The sequence below is a fragment of the Mycobacterium sp. 852002-51961_SCH5331710 genome, from assembly GCF_001665535.1.
GTDB lineage: Bacteria > Actinomycetota > Actinomycetes > Mycobacteriales > Mycobacteriaceae > Mycobacterium.
In genome coordinates, this window is record NZ_LZSQ01000043.1 from 1 (window position 1) to 20,770 (window position 20,770).

Consider the following 20,770-nt stretch of genomic DNA (forward strand, 5'->3'; position numbering starts at 1 on the left):
ACCACACCCGGGTGCGCGGTCCCGGTGATATAACCCACCAACCGCTTATCCCCCGGACGGTCCTCCCGCGCGATCACGACGGCCTGCTCCACCCCGTCGCAACCGGCTAGTGCTGCCTGCACTTCGCCGAGTTCGATGCGATACCCGCGGATCTTGACCTGCTCATCGGCACGCCCCAAATACTGCAACTGCCCATCAGCACCCCACCGCACCAAATCCCCAGTGCGATACATCCGCGAACCCACACCACCAAACGGACACGCCACAAACCGCGACCCGGTCAACCCCGCGCGACCGATATAGCCCAGTCCCACACCGGCGCCGGCCACGTACAACTCGCCGACCACACCCACCGGCACCGGACGCAACCACGCATCAAGGACGAACAACGCCGCACCAGCCACCGGCGAACCGATCGGAGCGCCACCGGCCACCGCCAACGGCGCACTCATTGCCGCATAGATAGTTGCCTCGGTCGGCCCGTAGGCGTTGAGCATCACCCGCCCCGGCGCCCACCGATCCACCAAATCCGGCGGACACGCCTCCCCGGCCACCACCAACGCCGTCGACCCCAACCGCTCCGGAGAAAGCATTCCGGCCGCGGAAGGCGTCTGGCACAGAACGTCTACCTTCTCAGCGGACAGCAGAGCCTGGAACTCCTCTGGCGTGGCCGCAATCTTCTCGGGTACCACCACCAGCCGTCCACCGTGCAGCAAGGCACCCCAGATCTCCCACACCGAAACGTCGAAGACCAACGAATGCCACTGCGACCAGACCTGCCCGGCTCCGGCCGGCAGACTGGCGTGCAAAGGACTCAACAATTGAGTCACATTGCGATGAGTCACCACTACCGCCTTCGGCACACCAGTCGTGCCCGAGGTGTAAGTCAGGTACGCAACATCGTCGGGCGCAGGCAAGGGAAGACCCCTCGGCGAGAACTCCGCGACGCGATCATCATCGATATCGATGACTGGCACACCGTGCCCGTCAAGCCGCGACCGCAAGGCTGCCGTCGTCAGAGCGGCCACCGGCGCGGCGTCCTGGAGCATGAAACCGACCCGCGAATCCGGGTGGGCCGGATCTATCGGCAGATATGCTGCTCCCGCTTTGAGTACTGCCAATACCGACACGATCGCCTCGGCCGACCGGGAGAACAGCAGTGCTACATAGTGCCCCGCGCCTGCGCCTTGGCTGACCAGCAATTGCGCCAACCGATTCGCGGCCTCATCGAGCTCGCGGTACGTCCAGGAACGATCGCCACACGTCAACGCGACGGCTTCCGGAGCTTGCGCCACCTGCTCGGTGAACAACTCCGGAATGGAAGACCCGGACGAGGCCGGCCGGCTCAGCACCGCCCGATTGCCCAGCTCCTCGAGTCGGGCCCACTCAACGCCCAGGAAGTCGATCGAAGACAAGGGTCGGTCCGGATCGGCAGCCATCGCCGCCAGCACGTCTTGGAACCGCTTCGCCAGATCCGAGACGCGGTGAGCAGCGAACGGGTGTCCCGTGCCCTGAGTGCTGAGGAACAGCTCTTCGCCGTCCTTGAGGAAGATCAAACCGAACTGATCCACAAGGCCCGCATGGGTAAGAGTGCCCGATCCGGGTGCGCCGGCGAAATGTCCAAGATGGGTCGCGGGAATGATGTTCACCACCACACGACTTGCCGCATTGCCCGGGCTGTGGACTCCCACATTCTTCCGGAGGTTATGCACCGGGAAACGCTGATGCTCCAGCGCTTCTCGCATCCGCAGGTCGACCTGTGCACAGAAGTCGGCAGTTGTGGATTGCGCGGAAGCTTTGAAGACAAGCGGCAAGATACCGGAGAGCATTCCCGGCACAGTCTTGGATTCCGGGCGCACACGTCTGCTCACCGGGAAATCGACAACTATCTCGGAGCTGTTGGGGTCGAAACCGTGGACGAGCAATGCGCAAGCGGCGGTCATCACAGAAGACCGACGGATGCCCAAGGTCTTCGACAGTGAACTGATGTTGTCGGCGACGGAGGCATCCAACCGGACCGGCGCCACGACCTCACTTTGATCGTTCTCGTCAAGGGACAGGGCGGACCGCTGACTTACATCGCCTTCTTCGGGAAGGGCCGCGGCCCAATAAGAATGGTCTCGGGCGTACTCCTCAGACGTTTCGTAATCCGATTCGCATTCGAGCAGGTCCCGCAGAGAACCGAAAAAGGACGGGGAGATGGGGACGCCGGAAGCGATTGAAGAATAGACGTCGGCAATGCGATGACAAACGAGAGCGAGGCCAAGACCGTCAATCACTATATGATGACAGCAGACGAATAGATAAAACTCGTCGCCCTTTGTCTGCAATAGTGCGAACTTGAAAAGCGGACCGTCGAGCGGCATCATTGTTCTTTGAATCGATGAGATCGATTCATCGAGTGCATCTGCGGGATTTTCTGCACCGACCAGATTGAAATAAGGTAAATCGATATCCGAGTAATCGACAACCTTCTGAAAGACTTGCTCTCCGACCCGCACGAAGGTTGCCCGCAGAGGCTCGGCCTCGGTCACTACATGGTGGATAGCCCGCTTAAGCAGTCCGGGATCTATCGAACCCTCGATCCGCACGAGAATGCCGAGCTGCCACTTCGCGCCGAAGCGACCAATTTCTTCCGCTAGCCAGATGTCTAGCTGCCCCCGCGTGAGCGGTAGCAATTGGTCCTCAGTTTGCATTAGCTTTCCCCACCGTTACTGATCAGAACCCCGAACTGCCGAGTCCGCTGGGAAGTGTGTCCCGCCGGGCTATCGGTTCCGTTCTGCACAATGTTTCAAGTTGCACAGGCAGCGCCCCCGTAAACCACCGGCCAGCCACCTGAAAGGTCGGCGACAGCGGCCTCCAGCGGCGTTGCTCACCGTCCTTGGTCAAGGCGATGGAGCTTCCGGTGTCGTCCACGAACGGATCGATGCTCACGGTTCTCCAGACAATCTAATTGACATGGGTGGAACCCGCCAAACCATACTCCGGTGCGAAAGGACTTACCTCGCGTTCTGGCAAATTCCCCGCTGTGCTCACCGTCACAGCGCCATCCGTGAGCTTAGCAGACCACAGTGCGGCGTGCGAACCGCGGGCTCCCCCTCCCCGACCCCAGTACGCTGCGCCGATGCGTCCACATCCGCCTTTGCGCGATGCCCCGAGGCGCGAGAGTGAGGTCGTATCCGGGCCGGTCACACCGCGCGGGTGAGATTTGCCGAGCGAACACTGAAGGCGGCTACCCAAGCCCAAATCGAGGCCAAAAGGGGTCTTCATTGTAATCAAGATCGTTAATAGCGATGGACCACGATCAAGTTCGCTGGCGAGCGCGTTCCGGCTCGCACGGCGCTGCTTCGGCCCGTCGCCGCCGCCGCCGCTGCAGTTAGCGGTGGGCCGCAGTGCTAGCGCGCGAAGCTTGCGAAACGCCCACGCCTATAGGCGTACGTCGAGATCGGGCGATCGCCGCCGGGATTGGCGGCAAGGGTGTGAAGTAACCGACCTGAACACCTTCTCGGCGCGAGTCGGCCACGGGAGCGGGCCCGCAGGCAGACGGATGTCGAAAAGGGGGCATTGTCCTGCCGGCCGCACCTCCATGTGATCTAAAACTCACTTTGATAACAACAGTTGCACTGCAGCACGCAAAATTAATTAGCTTTTTCATCACGCCGTTGCCGGCCATACCGACGTTGAATGCGGTTCCATCCTTCGCATTTTCTATACCCAGAAGACATAATCCGGGCTTCGAATAAGGCGCTGCTCGCCATCAAGACGAATCAGGCGGAAAACAACTGCAGAGAACGCGTCATCTGCGGCCCTGCATGCTCTCGAAGCGCCAATACCCGACGGTCGCTGAGATGCTACGGTGACGATCAACTCGGTTGACGGGCGAATTTTTCCACCAAATCAGCTGCGGCCGTGATGCTTTCCGCTGGCTTCGTCATTTGCCGAGCAAGCTCCCGAGCACGACTAGCATATTGCGGCTCAAGAATCCGACGTAGGTCTGAAACAAGCGAAGTCAGGTTGGTCGCCGAGAATCGTCGAGCGACCCCCACCTTCAACCGACTGATCCGCCCACCCCAGAGCGACTGGTCCGGCCATGTCCAGAGAACGAGTGTTGGAATTCCCGCCCGCAGACCTGCTGCCGTGGTCCCCGCGGCACCATGATGGACGACCGCCCGGCACTTCGGGAAGATCGTGGAGAAGTTCACTGTGTTCACGACCTTGACATGGTCAGCGTGCTCGATCGCGCCAAAGTCGCTCCACCCGGCGCCAACCAAGGCTCGCTCTCCCAGCTGCTCGCAGGCTCCGGCGATCATCGCAAGCGTATCGGCGGGAGACTGCACCGGTATGCTCCCGAAGCCGAAATAGATCGGCGGTTTTCCTGCGGCTATCCACGCCGCGACCTCCTCATCGGATTCTGTCGCCAACTCCATCGTCAGCGTGCCAACAAATGGTCGACGGCCGTCCCATTTGATCCATTCCTCGGCCAACCCGGGAAAGCACGCTTCGTCGTAAGCTTGGATCTCCAAAGACCCACGCTCCGCTATCCGGCGTGCCGAGGGACGGGTTGCCTGCGATAGCCCAAGCTCGCGCCGCTGCGCGTCATCGAATTCTTTCGTCCAGCGCCAACCAAGCCACTCGTAAGCTGTCATCGCGGCACGTGTCAGCGGCGCTGGGACCGCCGGCACGAGGTGACCGTTCGCCCTCGTGGGGAAGTAGTGCAATGTGGCCAATGGAATCTGGTGATACTCAGCAACGTTGGCGACCGGCTCTTCGAAGACCAGTCCGGTGATCAAAACGTCAGCCCCGTCCGCTAACACCGTCAGCGTCGCGCTGATGTCCTGCCATATCTCAGCGACCGGATCCCACAGTTCGCGCCACGACCTCCGCAGGCTATGAACCTTCCAGGCGCTGCGGAAGAATCGTGTCCAAAAGTCGTGGTGGACGTCCAGCCAGGCACCGGTCTCGCGGCCGATGGCGACCGCAGTCAACCCGACCTGCTCGACAAAGGCGACCAGGTCGGGCGGAACGGCCATGACCACCTCGTGCCCTCGGCGCAGCAACTCGCGACCAACGGCAGCACTGGGCTCGACGTCGCCACGGCTCCCATAGCTTGCCAACACGAACTTCATCGAAGTCACTGCCCTTTCTTACGGCGAGCACCGAGGCGGCCGATGCGTCTCCGGACCCTGTCGAACCCGCTCCGCGCCAGGAGTCAGTTCTACCGCGATCTCCTTGTGCGACATTGATGCGCTAGTCGATGATGCCTCCGTGGCCAACAGCCAGCTAGTAAGTACGCATACTGGGTGTTGATTGGACAGCAGCGGATGCATGCCCACGCTTCGCCCTGATGCCGTTTGGCGTCAAGTCTGCAATCTGAGGGCGGCGCCACTCCAGGCCGCTGGGAGCGATCTTATGGCTTGCGCCAGAACACACCGCTGCCGTCGATGTCCACGATCTCCGCGAAGATGCCGTGTTCGCGACGGTAATCCGTGACGGCTTTGCGACACGCTTTGATGAGGTAGTCGTCGATGATGCAATAGCCGCCAGGAGCCAGTTTGGGGTATAACGCGTCGAGCGCTTGGATCGTTGATTCGTAGAGGTCACCGTCGATTCGCAACACGGCGAGTTGATCGATCGGCGCAGAGGGAAGCGTGTCCTTGAACCACCCGGGAAGGAAGCGCACCTGCTCGTCCAGCAGCCCGTATCGTTCGAAGTTGGCCCTGACTTCCTCTTGCGAGACCGCCAATACGGGCGCAGAAAGGTCGAACCTCATCATTATCCCTTTGTCTGCGCTGTAATTTTTGACGTCCGGTCGAGGGACACCCTCAAACGAGTCTGCGAGCCAAACGTTACGGCGTTCATCCCCGTACGCGGCTAAGACGGCACGCATCAGGATGCATGCACCGCCACGCCAGACCCCGCATTCGATCAGATCGCCCGGAACTTCTTCTTCCAGCACGGTTTCAACACATTGCTGAAGGCTGGCCAGCCGTTGCGTTCCGATCATCGTTTCGGCATTGAGCGGCCAGTCCACACCCAACTCGCGCTTACGTTGCCCGAATGGGCTGGTCCCCAACGCCATCGGTTGCACTGTGTTGATGACCCGCAGATAGAGACGTCGTCGAAAGGACCAGTCGGTTGGCATGCGCTCGTGCATCCCGTATCTGGTGAGGTTCCTGCGCAGCAGGTCAAGGTAGAGGGTTTTCAGTTCCGGTCGGTCGCCGGTCAAGGCTGGCCCCTATCTTTCAGGTGGTTTCGAGGAAACCCAAGCGTCTTAGCGGTATCAACACCGTGGGTCAGCTTAGCGAGTCGACGACCATTGGCCTGTGCTGAATCGCAGATATCGGTCGAATGAGCAAATTGATGCCGGGCCTCCACATGCGATCCCAGCGGATCGGCGATCTGTTCGTAGGGGTAGTGCCGCCGCAGGCGGAACCTTGTACCCAGCACACAAACTTCCGGTTCGTCCGCGGTCGGCTAGACACCGAATGGTGAGTAGTCGACATTTATGCGCTCGAACATGGTTTCGCCTCGAAAAGCACCCTATACCAACAGTCGATCCTGATACTTTGACGGGCGATCGTCGTGTGGAATCGGTTCGGCCGCGATCATGCGGCGCCAACGAGCATTGGAAGCCAGCAACGAGCGATTTTCGGCCGCTACAGTTGGAACATCGCCCCTCACGGGACGCTGCCACCAGTCAGCCACCAATGTTCGCCCCGACGTACCGCTAACAGCTACAGAGTAGTGTTCTCGCCATGTGGAGCTCGGTTCTGGCGTTGGCACTCCTAGGAACGCTGGATCCATGGCGGCTCGGCGCCATCCTCCTCATTATTTCCCGGCCACGGCCGGTGTCGAACCTATTCGCTTACTGGGTGGGTTCGGTGATGATCACGCTTCCCTACCTGCTCATCCCCCTCGTGCTGCTGCACAGCACGTCGATGTTCGATTCTTTTATGCGAATGGCAGCAGAAGGCCCCACGGTCCGGTTTGTCCAGATCGGGGTGGGGATCCTCATGCTCGTGGTCGCGGCGGTACTGGCATGGCGGTTCAGGGTACGTCGACGAGTCCTCCAGGCGACGGGGGACGGTACGGCCCACGCCGCAGCACCAGAGGCGATAGCTCCTCCTTCGCTGACGAGGCTCCTGCAGAAGGCGCAGGACGCGGCAACGACCGGGGGATCTCCATTCCGCCGACTCCTCGGCCGGGTCCACAACGCGTGGCACACCGGGTCGCCGTGGATCGGATGGTTCCTCGGCTTCGGATACCTACTGTCGATCGAGTGGGCGGTTCTCGTCCTCGCGATGATCGTGGCTTCCGGAGCCTCAATGGGGATGCAGATTACCGCAGCGACCGTTTTCGTAATCGTGCTTTTGGCGGCCGTCGAAATCATCCTCATCAGTTACCTCATCATGCCGGCCAGAACTCACGTGGTGCTGCAACGACTGCATGACTGGGCGTGGGTCCACCGCCAGCATCTTCTCGTCGCGTTTGTGACCGTGGTTGGTATCTCGGTCGTGGCCAACGGGATCGGTTTCCTATGACTTCCTCTGAGAGGGTTGGCCGCAGTCGGCTATCGCGGCCGGGAACATTCCGACACGATCCCAGCGAGACACATCGAGGGAGAGGTGTCACTCCGCGACGCGAAGAATTGTCGGTCGAGAATACCTTCATACGCTAAGCACTAGAGAGATGATGTCTCGGTGAATCTGCTTCGGGCTTTATCGCCAGAAGTCGTGGCTGACCACCCCGGCCCGGCCGCATCACCTCCTGGTGTGACGGCATACCTCGAGAGTGCCACGTGCGAATCGAACATCGACGCGGAAAGGTGACCATGTCAGCTTCAAGGCGTAGGCGTCGCATGCGTGCAGTCCGCAGTCGCGAATCAAGCCGTGATACGCGGCTGGATAATTCCCTTACCTTCATAGACCAAGGTTGGTTCGCCGGGCGCTGCGCCACAGGCCAAGAAGAAGTTGTGCAATGCGTCTGGATTTATGAGCACGCAATCGACTTCGACGGATTGAAGCGATTCCACGAAAACCTTCGCTACGGCCTACTGGGGCGGCGCATCGAGCGATCGCCTCTTCCCTTTGCCCGAGACCGCTGGGTCCTGGACCAGGGAGCATCCGACATCGACGTCGACGAAGCTCGGACACGAGCCGAACTCCTTGAGTGGGCTGACGAACGCTCGCAGATACCTACGAATTCGGAGTCTGGGCCGGGTTGGCACCTCGGCATAGTCCCGTTGACCGATGGTTCAACGGCGGTCAGTTTAGTGGCCTCCCACTATCTCGTCGACGGGCTGGGAATGGCCGGCACGATCGCCGATGCCGTTGCAGGCAACAGGCGAAACTTGAGTTACCCGCCGCCGCATGCGCGAACTCGACGACACGCGATATTGCAGGACTTGCGACAGCGAGTCGAGGACGCCCCGGAAGTCGGCCGTGCAATATCCGCGACCGTGAGAACCGCACGCCATCGTCGCGACAACCTGGTAGCTCCGCCGAAATCGAGAGTCCGCCCCGTCGATAGCGGGTCTTCCGATGAAGTACTGGTCGTGCCTAGCGTCACGATCTATGTGGACCTGAAGGACTGGGACGCCCGCGCAGAGCTTCTTGGCGGGACCGGCAGAACACTGGTGGTCGGGTTCGCTACGAAACTCGCCGAGCGGTTGGGACGCCGACGCGCCTCTGATGGCGCCGTAACCTTGCAACTCCCGATCAGCGAACGCACAGAAGGTGATACCCGGGCGATCGCGGTTTCCTTCGCGCGCGTCAGCACCGACCCGGCACCCGTGACAACTGATCTGCGCGCCCTCCGTGCCACCATCAAGGATGCACTCGCGACGCTCCACGAATCGCCCGACGAGTCGCTGCAATTCTTCTGGCTCACCCCTTTCATGCCGAAACGCGCGCTGAAGCGGCTTTCTGAAGCGGCGTTCGCAGACCCGGATCTACCTGTGTTCTGCTCCGATCTCGGGCATTTCGGTCCCGAGTTGTGCCGCATCGATGGCACCGATGCAGAACCCGTTACGGCCCGGGTGACCAGGCAGCGTGTCACGAGGGGTTGGTTAGAGCGAACGGGCGGACACCTCACACTGCAATCTTTTCGTATCGTTGGCAAAATCGGCATCAGTGTGGTCGCATATCAACCCGGTACGGAGAACACAAAGTCGGCGTTACGCGAGGTCGCTAATCTCACGCTGGCCGACTTCGGATTGTCAGGCAATGTGGAATAACGGCTATCGTCCAAGCGGTGGAGACACCCGCCGTCAGCCAAGCGGCGACCATGCAGCGGCCCTCGCGAGTTGGGTACGGAATAGAGGTGAGGAAGAGGTATGGATCGAATCGACGAACCGACTCCGACATGACAACAAATGCACTCGTCGAATCACTGACCTCAAGCTTCCTTCACACCATTTCTAGACGAGGACCGATTCACCGCCGATGACGATGGCAACAGATTGATACCGTGGAAATAACCTTCGCCTTCATCTTCTCGCCTGTCACTCGGCGATCTCGGCGTCGAATTCGACGCAGGATGCTGCGGGCACTGGATCCTGATCTCGTATCGGCAACCGAGTGGTCCACCGTGGAGACAGGCCTACCGATCGAGAGCGCTACAAGCGGCCATGCAGAGGTTGCGAGTCGGCGCGCACATTACTTGGAGATTTGCCACAGCACGATAGAGCGAACCAAATCGCTCCGCGTATTGGAGATAGGTAGTTTTTATGGGTCTGCCCTGGAAGCGTGGCAGAAAAGTGCCCCGCGGGAATCGACCGTTGTCATTATCGACGTCAGCTCCAAGCTAGCGAAAATCGCCCATTCAGGAGAAATCTACGTTCGCGCGGACAAAGATTTCACATCTTTGCTACGCGAGCTTACATCAGAGTATGGCCCGTTCGACGTCATCCTTGATGCTGGGACCCCCACGAGCGTTCAAACGATAGCTCTTTTCCGACACCTGTACACCAGCGCTTTGACCGAGGAAGGCGTCTATCTGGTGGATAAGGTTCGCTTTCATCCATGGGCTTTTTACAACGGACTATCGTTTGCTGGAGTCCCCGGCGCTTTCGCCGATTTGATATACGGCCACTGTCAAGTAGCGAAGGGCAAGAGGGAACCGGACGGAGGACCGCTTGTCGTCGTGCGCCGCACAACCGACCGAATGGCTGACCGTGTGCCGACATCGACCCCCTGATTCTCGCGCCTGTAGGGAGCTCTCCACCGAGACTCCCGCATTTGAGGAACTGTCGACGGCCGTTGTCTCGCACGAGGACGCCTCCCTTTAGGCGGCACACCTTCGAAGGCAGCGTTTGCGAGCGACGAGGTTTAACTGAGAAGCACGCGGCTGTCCGCTATTCTTCCGAGTGGCGACCGGTTCGTCGTCGAGTCATGTCGTGGGACCGGTCTCGGCTGTAATAGAGCGTTGGGCGACTTCGAGTCGCTCACTGCTACGAAGATGCACTAAGGTAAAGCGTCGTGAAGGTAAAGCGTCGTGAAGGTAAGGCGTCGTGGTCGGAGGGCAGGATGTGCGGCGAACACCCGTTGGAGTTCAAATGTTTACCGTAGCAGTCCCAACTGCCCACCCATACTCGTATGACAAATGAAAGCTATTCATCGATTCTGCATTACCCACGAGAAGCCCCTGTTGCCAGACAGCTGGTATGACGACTGCATCGCGATGGGCGATTTCCAGACCGAGTCGCCATTCCATGTGAAACAACTTGACAGCTTCTGGCACGAGGCGCGACCGGTCGCATATGGCGCCGCAGGATCGAACGCCATGCCAGCTGCCATCCGGCTTCTGCCGGCCGATATAAAGTACGTCGAGGTCAACTCATACAGGAAGAGAATTTTGCCCTCACCCGAGGGGAAAGAGTCACCGGTGTATCCCACGATGCGCGAATTGCACGACGCGGATACCCATACCGAGGAAAAATTGGCAGTTTATACCCCTCCGCATGGATTTCTCGTCGCGCAGCCCCTCTATCTCAAAGAATCAACCATCGGAAACTATACAGTCTGCCATCATCGAAGAGATATCAAAGATTATGCGGCTCTAGCAATCGAAGTTGGTGTGCTGGACAGAAAATCAGCCAAAGAATTCCTCGCGGCTAAGCATTTCATCCCCGGTGGGACGGAGCTAGGGATTTTCCCGCGTTCGTGGATAGTAGACGTAATGCCCAAGATCGAACGTATCAGTAGGCTTTTCCTCACGTTGTATCGCAGTCGGGTTGAAAATTACAGCTCTTATCAGGTGCGGGCAGTAGGATTCCTTTCGGAGAGACTGGGGTCATTTCTCTTGTTCCGTCACCTCAAGGAGACGTACTCGAACAACATTCCCGCTGATGTCTTCGGCTACATGACTTCGATGGTCGAAGCTGGCTCGAGTTACGTCGAGGCGACGCCGGACCTTCCCCGACCTTCATCCACCGGATTCAATTCGGCACGCAATCGAGTCGAATGAAGGCGGTCATACTGGCGGGTGGCCTCGGCACCCGCCTCAGCGAGGAAACGACGGTGCGTCCGAAACCGATGGTGGAAATCGGGGGCCGGCCCATATTGTGGCATATCATGAAAGCGTATTCGCACCACGGCATTCAAGAATTCGTAGTGTGTTGCGGGTATAAGGGCTACCTCATCAAAGAGTATTTTGCCAATTACTTCTTGCACATGTCCGATGTGACCTTTGATATGTCCGCCAACAATATGGAAGTGCATCGGCACCATGCAGAACCGTGGCGGGTCACCTTGGTCGATACTGGCGACGATACGCTGACGGGCGGGCGACTCAAACGCGTCGCCGCCCACATCCAAAACGAAGAAGCTTTTTGTTTCACTTACGGGGACGGGCTCAGCGACGTCGATATCACTGCGAGCATTGCATTCCACCGGGAACACGGGCATCATGCCACGGTCACCGCGGTGCGACCGCCTGGCCGCTACGGTGCGATTGAGTGCATCGACGGCCGGGTCACTCGGTTCGTTGAGAAACCACCTGGCGATGGCGGTCTCATCAACGGGGGATTCTTCGTCCTATCGCCGGCGGTGCTCGACTATATCGACGGTGACAATACTTCATGGGAAGGACCACCGCTGGCGCGGCTCGCTGCCGACGGCGAGATGATGGCCTTCGAGCATTCGGGCTTCTGGCAACCCATGGACACGCTCCGAGACAAGAACATCCTCGAAGAACTGTGGCGAAGCGCTAAAGCTCCGTGGAAGTGCTGGCGTTGAACTTTTTTCGAGACATCTATCGCGGCCGACGAGTCCTCGTTACCGGTCATACCGGCTTCAAGGGCAGTTGGTTATGTCTGTGGCTGCAGGCGCTCGGCGCAGAGGTCTCGGGTCTGGCGCTGGAGCCTTCATCGGTGCCAAGCCACTGGGAACTGCTCCAACTATCGATGCCAGACCATCGTGCCGATGTCCGCGATGAGGCGGCCGTTCGAAATGTCTTGGCCATCGAACGACCCGAGATCGTCTTCCATCTGGCCGCTCAACCTCTCGTGCGGGCGTCCTACTGCGAACCAGTCGCCACCTGGGCCACCAATGTCATGGGAACTGTTCATGTACTCGAGGCTGCCCGTCATACGCCGGACGTGCGCGCCGTCGTGGTCGTCACGACCGACAAATGCTACGAAAACCAAGAGTGGGCTTGGGCGTACCGAGAGCGAGACCGCCTCGGGGGGCACGACCCCTACAGCTCATCCAAGGCGGGGGCCGAGTTGGTGGCGAGCAGCTACCGTTCCGCCTTCCTGAAAGATCCTTCGTCCCTGCTGCTTGCGACCGCCCGAGGCGGCAATGTGATCGGAGGCGGTGACTGGTCGGAGGACCGACTGATTCCCGACGTGATCCGGTCGATCATCAATCACGACGAACTTCTCATTCGTTCGCCCCAGGCGACGCGACCCTGGCAACATGCGCTGGATTGCCTCAGTGGCTATTTGCTTCTAGGTCAACATCTTCTGACCGGCGACGCGGCATTCGCTGACGCCTGGAACTTCGGGCCTGGCGGGGAGGGAAACCGCACCGTCGAACAAGTGCTTCACTGCTTCAGGCGCACGTGGCCCGAGATAACATGGCAGATCGCATCAAACCCACAGCTCCACGAGGCGGGCTTGCTGCAGTTGGACATCGCGAAGGCAACGGCCTATCTAGGGTGGCGTCCCGTATGGAACCTCGAAGAAGCGATCCATTACACGGCTGACTGGTATCGGCATTGGATTGAGCACGGCGAAGTACCGAGTGCTTCTCAACTCGATACCTATCTGAACGACGCAGTCGCACAAGGTGCGGGCTGGGCGGCCGAATGAAATTCATCGACACTGAGATCCCAGATCTCAAGATCGTGCAATCCTCACCTCACCGCGATGTTCGCGGGTCGTTCGTCCGGTTCTTCTGTGCAGATAAACTGCAGTCCATTCTCGGTAGCAGGCAAATCGCCCAGATCAATCACTCAAAAACCAGCCAGGCGGGAGCAGTCCGCGGCTTGCACTTCCAATGGCCGCCATACGCCGAAATGAAGCTAGTCCGGTGTCTGCGCGGCCGGGTCTGGGATGTGGTCGTCGACCTTCGATCTGGATCATCGACCTTTCTACAGTGGCGCGCCCAGGAGCTGGCAGAGGAGGACGCGCGCATGCTCGTCATTCCTGAAGGCTTTGCCCACGGGTTCCAAGCCCTTGAGCCCAACAGCGAGCTGCTCTACTTGCACACAACACCCTACGAACCGGAAGCGGAAGGGGGTGTGCGCTACGACGACCCGCGGCTGTCCATCGCTTGGCCGCAGCCTCCCCGAGACCTGTCAGATCGCGATCTTTCACATCCGCTGCTGAGCGCGGACTTCACCGGAGTCGTCTTATGAAATGTCGACACTGCGACGCGCTTCTGCGAAACACTTTCATCGACCTCGGTTTCGCACCCCCCTCCAACGCATACCTCGTGACCGAAGATTTGTCCAAGCCCGAGGTGTACTACCCGCTGCGAGTGAAGGTGTGCGAGCGTTGCTGGTTGGTCCAAACCGAGGACTACGCCCTCGCCGACGAACTGTTCAGCGCTGACTACGCATACTTCTCCAGTACTTCGAGTGGTTGGCTCATCCACGCCGCTACCTACGCGAGCATGATCACCGAGCGGCTACGTCTTGGGTCGGATGCTTTCGTCATCGAGATCGCGTCCAATGACGGCTACCTCTTGAAGAATTTCGTCGCGAACGGAATCCCCTGCCTGGGTATCGAACCGACGGAGAGTACTGCGGCAGTCGCTCGAGCATCGGGCATTCCGGTCATAACCGAATTCTTCGGTGAACGTTTGGCGGAGCAATTGGCGAATGACGGTCGCCGCGCAGATCTGATTATCGGTAACAACGTATATGCCCATGTACCCGACATCAACGACTTCACTCGAGGTTTGGCTGCACTGCTAAAGCCCACCGGCACCGTCACATTGGAGTTCCCCCACCTACTACCACTCATAGAACGCACGCAATTCGACACGATCTATCACGAACATTTCTCATATCTGTCGCTGACAACCGTGAGTCGCATATTTGTGGCGGCCGGCTTACGCGTCTGGGACGTTGAGGAACTGCAAACTCACGGCGGTAGCCTCCGAATCTATGGCTGCCACGAGGACGCCGCGATCGCCACGGCAGACCGCGTGGGTAAGTTGCTCGCCCGCGAAAACCAGTTCGGCATCACCGAACTCAAGACCTACACCGAGTTCCAAGAACGCGCCGAACGGTTGAAGACGGACCTCGTGGCGTTCCTCATCGAACACAAGCGGGCCAACCGTCGTGTCGCAGCGTACGGAGCGGCTGCAAAAGGCAACACTTTGTTGAACTTCGCAGGCATCAAACCGGATTTGTTGCCATTCGTATGCGATGCTGCGGAGTCCAAGCAAGGAAAGTTCATGCCGGGAAGCCACATACCCATCTATCCGCCCACAGCAATCCGAGAGAATCGACCGGACTACGTCCTCATCCTCCCGTGGAATATCGCGAGCGAAATCCGTGCCGAACTCAATGATCTCGCTCGAGACGGCGTACGTTTTGTCACTGCTGTTCCCGAGCTGAGCGTATTGTGAAAAACCGCATCCCCTATACCAAGCCCTCCATCACAGAACTCGAAGTACGCTACGCCTCCGATGCCGCGGCAAACGGATGGGGCGAGCGGTGTTACGAGTACATCGAACGTTTCGAGGATTTGTTCAAAGCGCACATCGGGGTCACGTACGCAATCGCGACCTCGAGCTGCACCGGTGCATTGCACATGGGTATGAGCGCACTCGGCATCGGCCCGGGCGACGAGGTCATCATGGCCGACACCAATTGGATCGCGACCGCGGCACCCATAGTTCACCTCGGGGCGAAACCAGTCTTTGTCGATATCTGTCCCGAAAGCTGGTGCATCGACCCGGAATTGGTGGAAGCGGCAATAACCCCGCGCACCAAGGCCATCATCGCTGTTCATCTATACGGAAACCTTTGCGAGATGGACCGCCTCCTCGAGATTGGGCACAAGCACGGTATTCCAGTGATAGAGGACGCCGCCGAGGCTATCGGTTCCAGATACCACGGGAAGCGTGCTGGCTCAATGGGACGTTTCGGGACGTTCTCTTTTCACGGCACCAAGACGGTCAGCACAGGCGAGGGCGGGATGTTCGTCACCAATGACGAGGACCTGTACGAGCGCGTGCTGACCCTGAGTAATCATGGACGGGCCCGCGGCCAGACGAAACAGTTTTGGCCGGATGTGGTCGGCTTCAAGTACAAGATGTCGAACATTCAGGCAGCAATCGGCTGTGCTCAAACAGAACGTATCGACGAACTCATCGCCCGGAAACGACAGATATTTCGACGGTATGAAAACGCATTGAGCGGCCTCGACGGAATCTCGATGAATCCGGAGGCCCCGCACACTCAGAACGGGTTCTGGATGCCAAACGTCGTATTTGACAAGTCGAAGGGCATGACGTCTGGGACTATCTTGAATGCGTTCACGGCTCTGAACATCGATGCTCGGGTGTTCTTTCATCCCCTGTCGACGGTCCCTCCGTTCGAGGGTTCGGCTGGGGGCCGATGGGCAAGCGACATTCCACATCGTGCGATCAATCTTCCCAGCTTCCATGACATCACCCAGGAAGACCAGAATCGGGTCATCCAAGTCATCCAGGAGCTATGCGATGCCTGACAGGAATCCGAGGGTTCTCATCGCCGGCATCGCGGGTGCGTCTCTGGGAACAGAGCTCGCCAAGGCTTTATCTCATGCCGGTGGATACGACATCCTAGGGAGCGATATTTCGCCTCTCGCCTTCGGCCACTACGACGCGCGCTTTGCATCGACCTTCGTGGTTGACCGCGAAGATTATGCTCGGAACCTTCTGGAAATCTGCGTCCGCGAGCAGGTCGATTGCATCCTCCCGGGCGGTGACGAGCCCGCGGTCCTGATCGCCGAAGATCACCAGATGTTCACGCGCGCTGGGATCCACGTCGGCCAGAACAACCCTCGGATTACCCGATCGCTTGCCCATAAGGGGCGATGCTTCGAGCTGCTCAGAAGCGCCGGTGTCCGCACGCCCGCCACGCGAACCATCGAGGCTGGGGTAGACATCGACACGATTCCTCTTCCCTGCATCGTGAAACCTGCAGAAGCAAGCGGTGGCAGCGTATTCGTGTTCTATGCCAGGGACCGTGAGGAAGCGAAACTATACTGCACGTACCTGCAAAATAACGGCCGCACGCCGATCGTTCAGGAATACATTCCAGAGGACAGAGGCGAGTTCACGGTCGGCGTTCTCTCTTTGCCCAGTGGCGAATGCGCCGGAGTCATAGCGCTCAGGCGAGCTTTCCACAACAAGCTCTCCGTTTCGGTGCGCGGCCACGACTTCTTGATCTCCAGCGGATATAGTCAAGGCCGAATTGAGGCGTTCTCCGACGTCTGTGAGACGGCCCGGGTGATCGCCCAGCGTCTCGACAGCACCGGACCCATGAATATTCAGGGTCGTGTCGACGCCGACGGCATGTTCGTACCTTTTGAGATAAACGCTCGCTTCTCTGCCAGCACTTACCTGCGCACCCTTGCGGGCTTCAACGAAGTCGACTGCTACGTACGACACCTACTCGGCGCCGAACCTCGTTCTGCCCTCAATGTCAACCCAGGCTGGTACCTGCGGAGTTTGGACGAGACCGTCGTGCCCGATTCGGAGGTGAAGGGATGATCCGGTGGATTGTCGACCACCGCCTGGGGACGGCGGCTAGCGACAGTCTTGGGGACGATCACCATCTCAAGGTGGTGGATGTCAGGGCGATGGTCGACAAGGGCGGCAATTCGCGAGCAGAGCTTCTCGCCAAGATCCGAGAGGGTGTGGAAGCGCTCAAAGCAAACCAGGCAGTGGTCGTCGTCTGTGATTTCGGCGTCTCGCGAAGCAACACTGTCGCAGCAGGGATTCTTGCCGAGTGGCGGGGTCTCGAGGTAGACGAGGCAGTCGCCGAAGTCATTGCCAGAACGGGAGAAAAGGCTATCAAGCTCGAGATGGTCTCCTCGCTGCGCGTTGCCTTGCGAAAGGCCCCAACGCCTGGGCGCCAAGACGGGATCCTCATCACCGGCAGCAGCGGCTTTCTAGGCGCCGCCATACGAGACGGGTTGAACCAATCGCATCGAGTGGTCGCGCCTGACCGCGCGACGGTGGACCTGCTAGGCCCTGTGGTGCATCTTGAAAAGTATTGCCGCAGCAACGAAATCGGAAAGATTGTTCATCTCGCATCTCCTCGTGTCTACACCAACAATGAGGCAATGGGCCAAAGCCTCACGATGCTGCGTGGAATTCTCGACGTCTGCAAACTCCTTGATGTGCACCTCGTACTGGCTTCCGGGGCAATGGTGTTCAGTGGGTACAGGTCGGTCTCAATGACCGCAGACGTCGATACCGCGATGCGCCCCCGGGGAGTGTATGGCGAAACGAAGTTCCTCGAGGAAGTCTTGGTGTCCAACGCCCGAGCTAACGGCGAACTTCGTTCCACCATCGTTCGAATCTCCCCTACATTCGGTCCGCAAAGCTTGCGGCCACGCCTGATAGGGTTCGCGCGTCGGTACCTGATGGAAGGACTACCGATCGTTACCCACCGCTATCGCAACGGGTTACCCAGACTGCAGCTTCTCTACGTCGATGACGCTGTGAGCGGGTTCACCGCCATAGTTGATGAGGGCGCAGAAACGCCTGTCTACCACTTAGGCGGTGAGTCTTCTTATGAGCCACGCGAAATCATAGACCACCTCGCCCGGCTACTCGGACGCCAAGCAGAGATACACGAGGCTGACATCGATGACGATGTCGCCAACGTCTCCCTCGACTGGTCGAGAACGGAAACGGAATTGGGCTGGCGGCCCACAACGACGTTGAGCGACGGGTTGCGCCGAACGTTTGCATGCGCGGCTAGTCGTGAAGACCAAGGACCGGAGGTGAGCAATGGATGAGCGCTATTCGATGCTTGATGCACGCACTCAAACTTCAGCCGATGAGGAATACGCCAGGCAGATCCAGGAGTTCTTCGCCTCGAGTGAAGGCGACGTCCTTGCCAAGCTGAAGAACTTCGCAAACTACGTACCTCGCCAGACAGTGGCCACCTTCTTGGCCAAAAGCGAGATCTTCAGGCACGTCCTAGAAGTTCATGGCCACATCGTTGAATGCGGCGTGTTCATGGGGGGCGGCCTGATGACGTGGGCGCAACTATCGGCGATCTACGAGCCCTACAATCACACTCGACGAATTGTGGGTTTCGACACCTTCACTGGCTTCCCGAGTGAGGCCGATCAGGACGTGCCCCCTCCAGACGCCAACCTGTCGTTCGCGAAGGTAGGCGGTCTCGCGGTGGACGGCATGGAAAAGGACATCCTTCATGCGATCTCGCTATACGATCTCAATCGGCCACTCGGACACATCGATCGAGTAGAGCTCGTGAAAGGTGATGCGCAAGAGACGATTCCTGCCTACCTGGACGCCAACAAGCACACGGTGGTCGCGTTGCTCTACCTCGATTTCGATCTGTTCGAACCGACGGTGACGGCGATCGAAACCTTTCTGCCGCGAATGCCCAAGGGCGCCGTCATCGCATTCGACGAGCTGAATCAGAAGTACTGGCCCGGCGAGACTCTCGCTGTCTTGGAGACGGTGGGTATCCGCAACCTACATATCCGGCGGTTTCCGTTCACGCCTCAACTCTCATATGCGGTTCTTGACTGACGCGATGGGTTCCGCCGCAGCTGATGGCAACTCGCGTCATTCTTTGACTAGCGCCATCTCTGCTGGATCTCTACCCTGGCCGGATCATAGATAAGGAGGCGATAGTGGTGGATGAAGATCGATCGGATCACAAGCAGAGCGTGATCGAGAACTTGAAGGCTCTTGCCGGAGACCAAGAGCTCGCACAGTTGTCGCTTGAATGGGTCAGTCGAAGCGCCATGAGTCGCTACTCGTACAACTTCGAGTGGCTCGGACGGCCGATAATTCAGTACCCCCAGGACATCGTAGGTCTCCAGGAGCTGATATGGACGGTCAAACCGAACGTCATCGTTGAAACCGGAATAGCGCACGGAGGCTCAGCGATTTTCAGCGCTTCTATGCTCGCACTGCTGGACGTGTGTGATGCTCTGACCAGCAATACTGTTCTCGATGTTCGCGCCCCCTCTAACCGGCAGGTCATCGCGGTCGATATAGATATCCGGCCCCACAACCGTGCGGCGATCGACGCGCACCCATTGTCGAGCTACATCAAGATGATCGAAGGCTCCGCGATCGACCCCGAAACGATTGGGCAAGTTCACGAAGCCGTCGGTGACCGCGGCGCTACGCTCGTCTGCCTCGATAGCAATCACACCCATGACCACGTGCTTGCGGAGCTGACCGCTTACGCTGACTTGGTCACCCGAGACAGCTATTGCGTCGTATTCGACACGCTCATCGAAGACATTGGCACGCAAAGCTTCTCTGACCGGCCCTGGGGGCGCGGCAATAACCCCAAGACAGCAGTTTGGGAGTTCCTGAAGTCGCATCCTGAATTCGAGATCGACCACGACATTCAATCGAAACTGCAGATAACCGTGGCGCCCGACGGATATCTGCGACGCATACGCTGACGCGCTCTAGCCACACAAAAAGCGTCACTACCTACAAGCCGTCGGACGGAGCCACCGCGGAGTGGGCGATCAAGAAGACGTGGCCTTTATGGTTGAGCCAGCACAAGCCTGCTACTGCGGCCCGGCCACCCTGCTCGAGCGCGCAAACTCCTCCACAAGATCCGCCGCCGTCTGCGCGCTTTCTGCCGAAGTCGTCATCTGAGTGGCGATCTCGCGTGCCCGCGTAATGTAGTGCTCCTCAAGAACTCTACGGAGGTCCGTTAGGAGCGAGGTTCTGGTCACTTTCGAAAGTCGTTGGGCAGTACCGACATTCAACCTTTTGATACGGATCCCCCACATCATCTGATCGAGATCCGTCGAGAGAATTAGTTGGGGGACCCCTGCACGCAGGGCCGTCGCAGTGGTGCCCGCGCCCCCATGATGGACGACAGCCCGGCAGACCGGAAAGATTGCGGCGTAATTGACGGCATCCACAACCTTGATGTGCTCATGCGCGCTGACGTCGGAGAAATCACTCGCGCCGGCGCATACCAATGCGCGCTCTCCCAGTTCCGCACAGACCACCCTGATCATCTCGAGCGTCTCGCTGGGAGACTGGACCGGCGTACTGCCGAAGCCGAAGAAAATCGGCGGCGTTCCCGT

General features: G+C 59.1%; 16 protein-coding genes. 12 read left to right on the top strand and 4 right to left on the bottom strand.

The annotated features are described in order from the left end of the window. From A5752_RS07085 to A5752_RS07095, 3 genes are all read right to left on the bottom strand, one after another. A partial coding sequence (locus A5752_RS07085) for a non-ribosomal peptide synthetase (RefSeq protein WP_156613672.1) occupies positions 1 to 2,696 on the bottom strand: 2,696 nt, incomplete at its 3' end. Positions 2,697 to 3,863: 1,167 nt separating this feature from the next. Next, entirely contained in the window at positions 3,864 to 5,126 is a 1,263-nt protein-coding gene (locus A5752_RS07090) for a glycosyltransferase (protein ID WP_067083687.1), read from the bottom strand. A gap of 281 nt (positions 5,127 to 5,407) precedes the next feature. Beyond that, the gene (locus A5752_RS07095) at positions 5,408 to 6,226 is read right to left on the bottom strand and encodes a TylF/MycF/NovP-related O-methyltransferase (RefSeq protein WP_067083666.1); all 819 of its coding nucleotides are present in this window, start codon (positions 6,224 to 6,226) and stop codon (positions 5,408 to 5,410) included. Positions 6,227 to 6,755: 529 nt separating this feature from the next. Between A5752_RS07095 and A5752_RS07100 the strand changes: the two genes are divergently transcribed. The 12 genes from A5752_RS07100 to A5752_RS07150 all read left to right on the top strand — a co-directional run bounded on the left by A5752_RS07100 (position 6,756) and on the right by A5752_RS07150 (position 20,128). Then, on the top strand, positions 6,756 to 7,541 hold the full coding sequence (locus A5752_RS07100; protein WP_067083667.1) for a GAP family protein: 786 nt from the start codon (positions 6,756 to 6,758) through the stop codon (positions 7,539 to 7,541). 290 nt (positions 7,542 to 7,831) lie between these two features. After that, a complete protein-coding gene (locus A5752_RS07105) occupies positions 7,832 to 9,235 on the top strand; it encodes a hypothetical protein (protein WP_067083669.1) in 1,404 nt (467 codons plus the stop codon). A gap of 1,367 nt (positions 9,236 to 10,602) precedes the next feature. Continuing rightward, complete coding sequence (locus A5752_RS27435; protein ID WP_156613674.1) at positions 10,603 to 11,466, top strand: hypothetical protein; 864 nt, start codon at positions 10,603 to 10,605, stop codon at positions 11,464 to 11,466. After that, positions 11,463 to 12,236, top strand: a complete 774-nt coding sequence (gene rfbF / locus A5752_RS07110; protein ID WP_067083672.1) for a glucose-1-phosphate cytidylyltransferase — start codon at positions 11,463 to 11,465, stop codon at positions 12,234 to 12,236. The genes A5752_RS27435 and rfbF overlap by 4 nt, the downstream gene beginning before the upstream one ends. Then, positions 12,218 to 13,312, top strand: a complete 1,095-nt coding sequence (gene rfbG / locus A5752_RS07115) for a CDP-glucose 4,6-dehydratase (protein ID WP_067083673.1) — start codon at positions 12,218 to 12,220, stop codon at positions 13,310 to 13,312. The genes rfbF and rfbG overlap by 19 nt, the downstream gene beginning before the upstream one ends. Further along, positions 13,309 to 13,860 (top strand): dTDP-4-dehydrorhamnose 3,5-epimerase family protein, encoded by a 552-nt coding sequence (locus A5752_RS07120; protein WP_067083689.1) that lies wholly within the window; start codon positions 13,309 to 13,311, stop codon positions 13,858 to 13,860. The genes rfbG and A5752_RS07120 overlap by 4 nt, the downstream gene beginning before the upstream one ends. After that, a complete protein-coding gene (locus A5752_RS07125; RefSeq protein WP_082963783.1) occupies positions 13,857 to 15,080 on the top strand; it encodes a class I SAM-dependent methyltransferase in 1,224 nt (407 codons plus the stop codon). Before A5752_RS07120 ends, A5752_RS07125 begins: the two co-directional genes overlap by 4 nt. Further along, positions 15,077 to 16,186, top strand: coding sequence for a DegT/DnrJ/EryC1/StrS family aminotransferase (locus A5752_RS07130; RefSeq protein ID WP_082963784.1), 1,110 nt, complete (start codon positions 15,077 to 15,079; stop codon positions 16,184 to 16,186). Before A5752_RS07125 ends, A5752_RS07130 begins: the two co-directional genes overlap by 4 nt. Then, the gene (locus A5752_RS07135; RefSeq protein WP_067083679.1) at positions 16,179 to 17,213 is read left to right on the top strand and encodes an ATP-grasp domain-containing protein; all 1,035 of its coding nucleotides are present in this window, start codon (positions 16,179 to 16,181) and stop codon (positions 17,211 to 17,213) included. The genes A5752_RS07130 and A5752_RS07135 overlap by 8 nt, the downstream gene beginning before the upstream one ends. Beyond that, on the top strand, positions 17,210 to 18,469 hold the full coding sequence (locus A5752_RS07140; RefSeq protein WP_067083681.1) for an NAD-dependent epimerase/dehydratase family protein: 1,260 nt from the start codon (positions 17,210 to 17,212) through the stop codon (positions 18,467 to 18,469). The genes A5752_RS07135 and A5752_RS07140 overlap by 4 nt, the downstream gene beginning before the upstream one ends. Further along, the gene (locus A5752_RS07145) at positions 18,462 to 19,235 is read left to right on the top strand and encodes a class I SAM-dependent methyltransferase (RefSeq protein ID WP_067083683.1); all 774 of its coding nucleotides are present in this window, start codon (positions 18,462 to 18,464) and stop codon (positions 19,233 to 19,235) included. Before A5752_RS07140 ends, A5752_RS07145 begins: the two co-directional genes overlap by 8 nt. Positions 19,236 to 19,339: 104 nt before the next feature. Then, positions 19,340 to 20,128, top strand: coding sequence for a cephalosporin hydroxylase family protein (locus A5752_RS07150; protein WP_231983345.1), 789 nt, complete (start codon positions 19,340 to 19,342; stop codon positions 20,126 to 20,128). 111 nt (positions 20,129 to 20,239) lie between these two features. On the opposite strand, the gene A5752_RS27705 is transcribed toward A5752_RS07150, so the two are convergent. Next, the coding region (locus tag A5752_RS27705; protein WP_353612388.1) for a glycosyltransferase at positions 20,240 to 20,770 on the bottom strand (531 nt) is incomplete at its 5' end.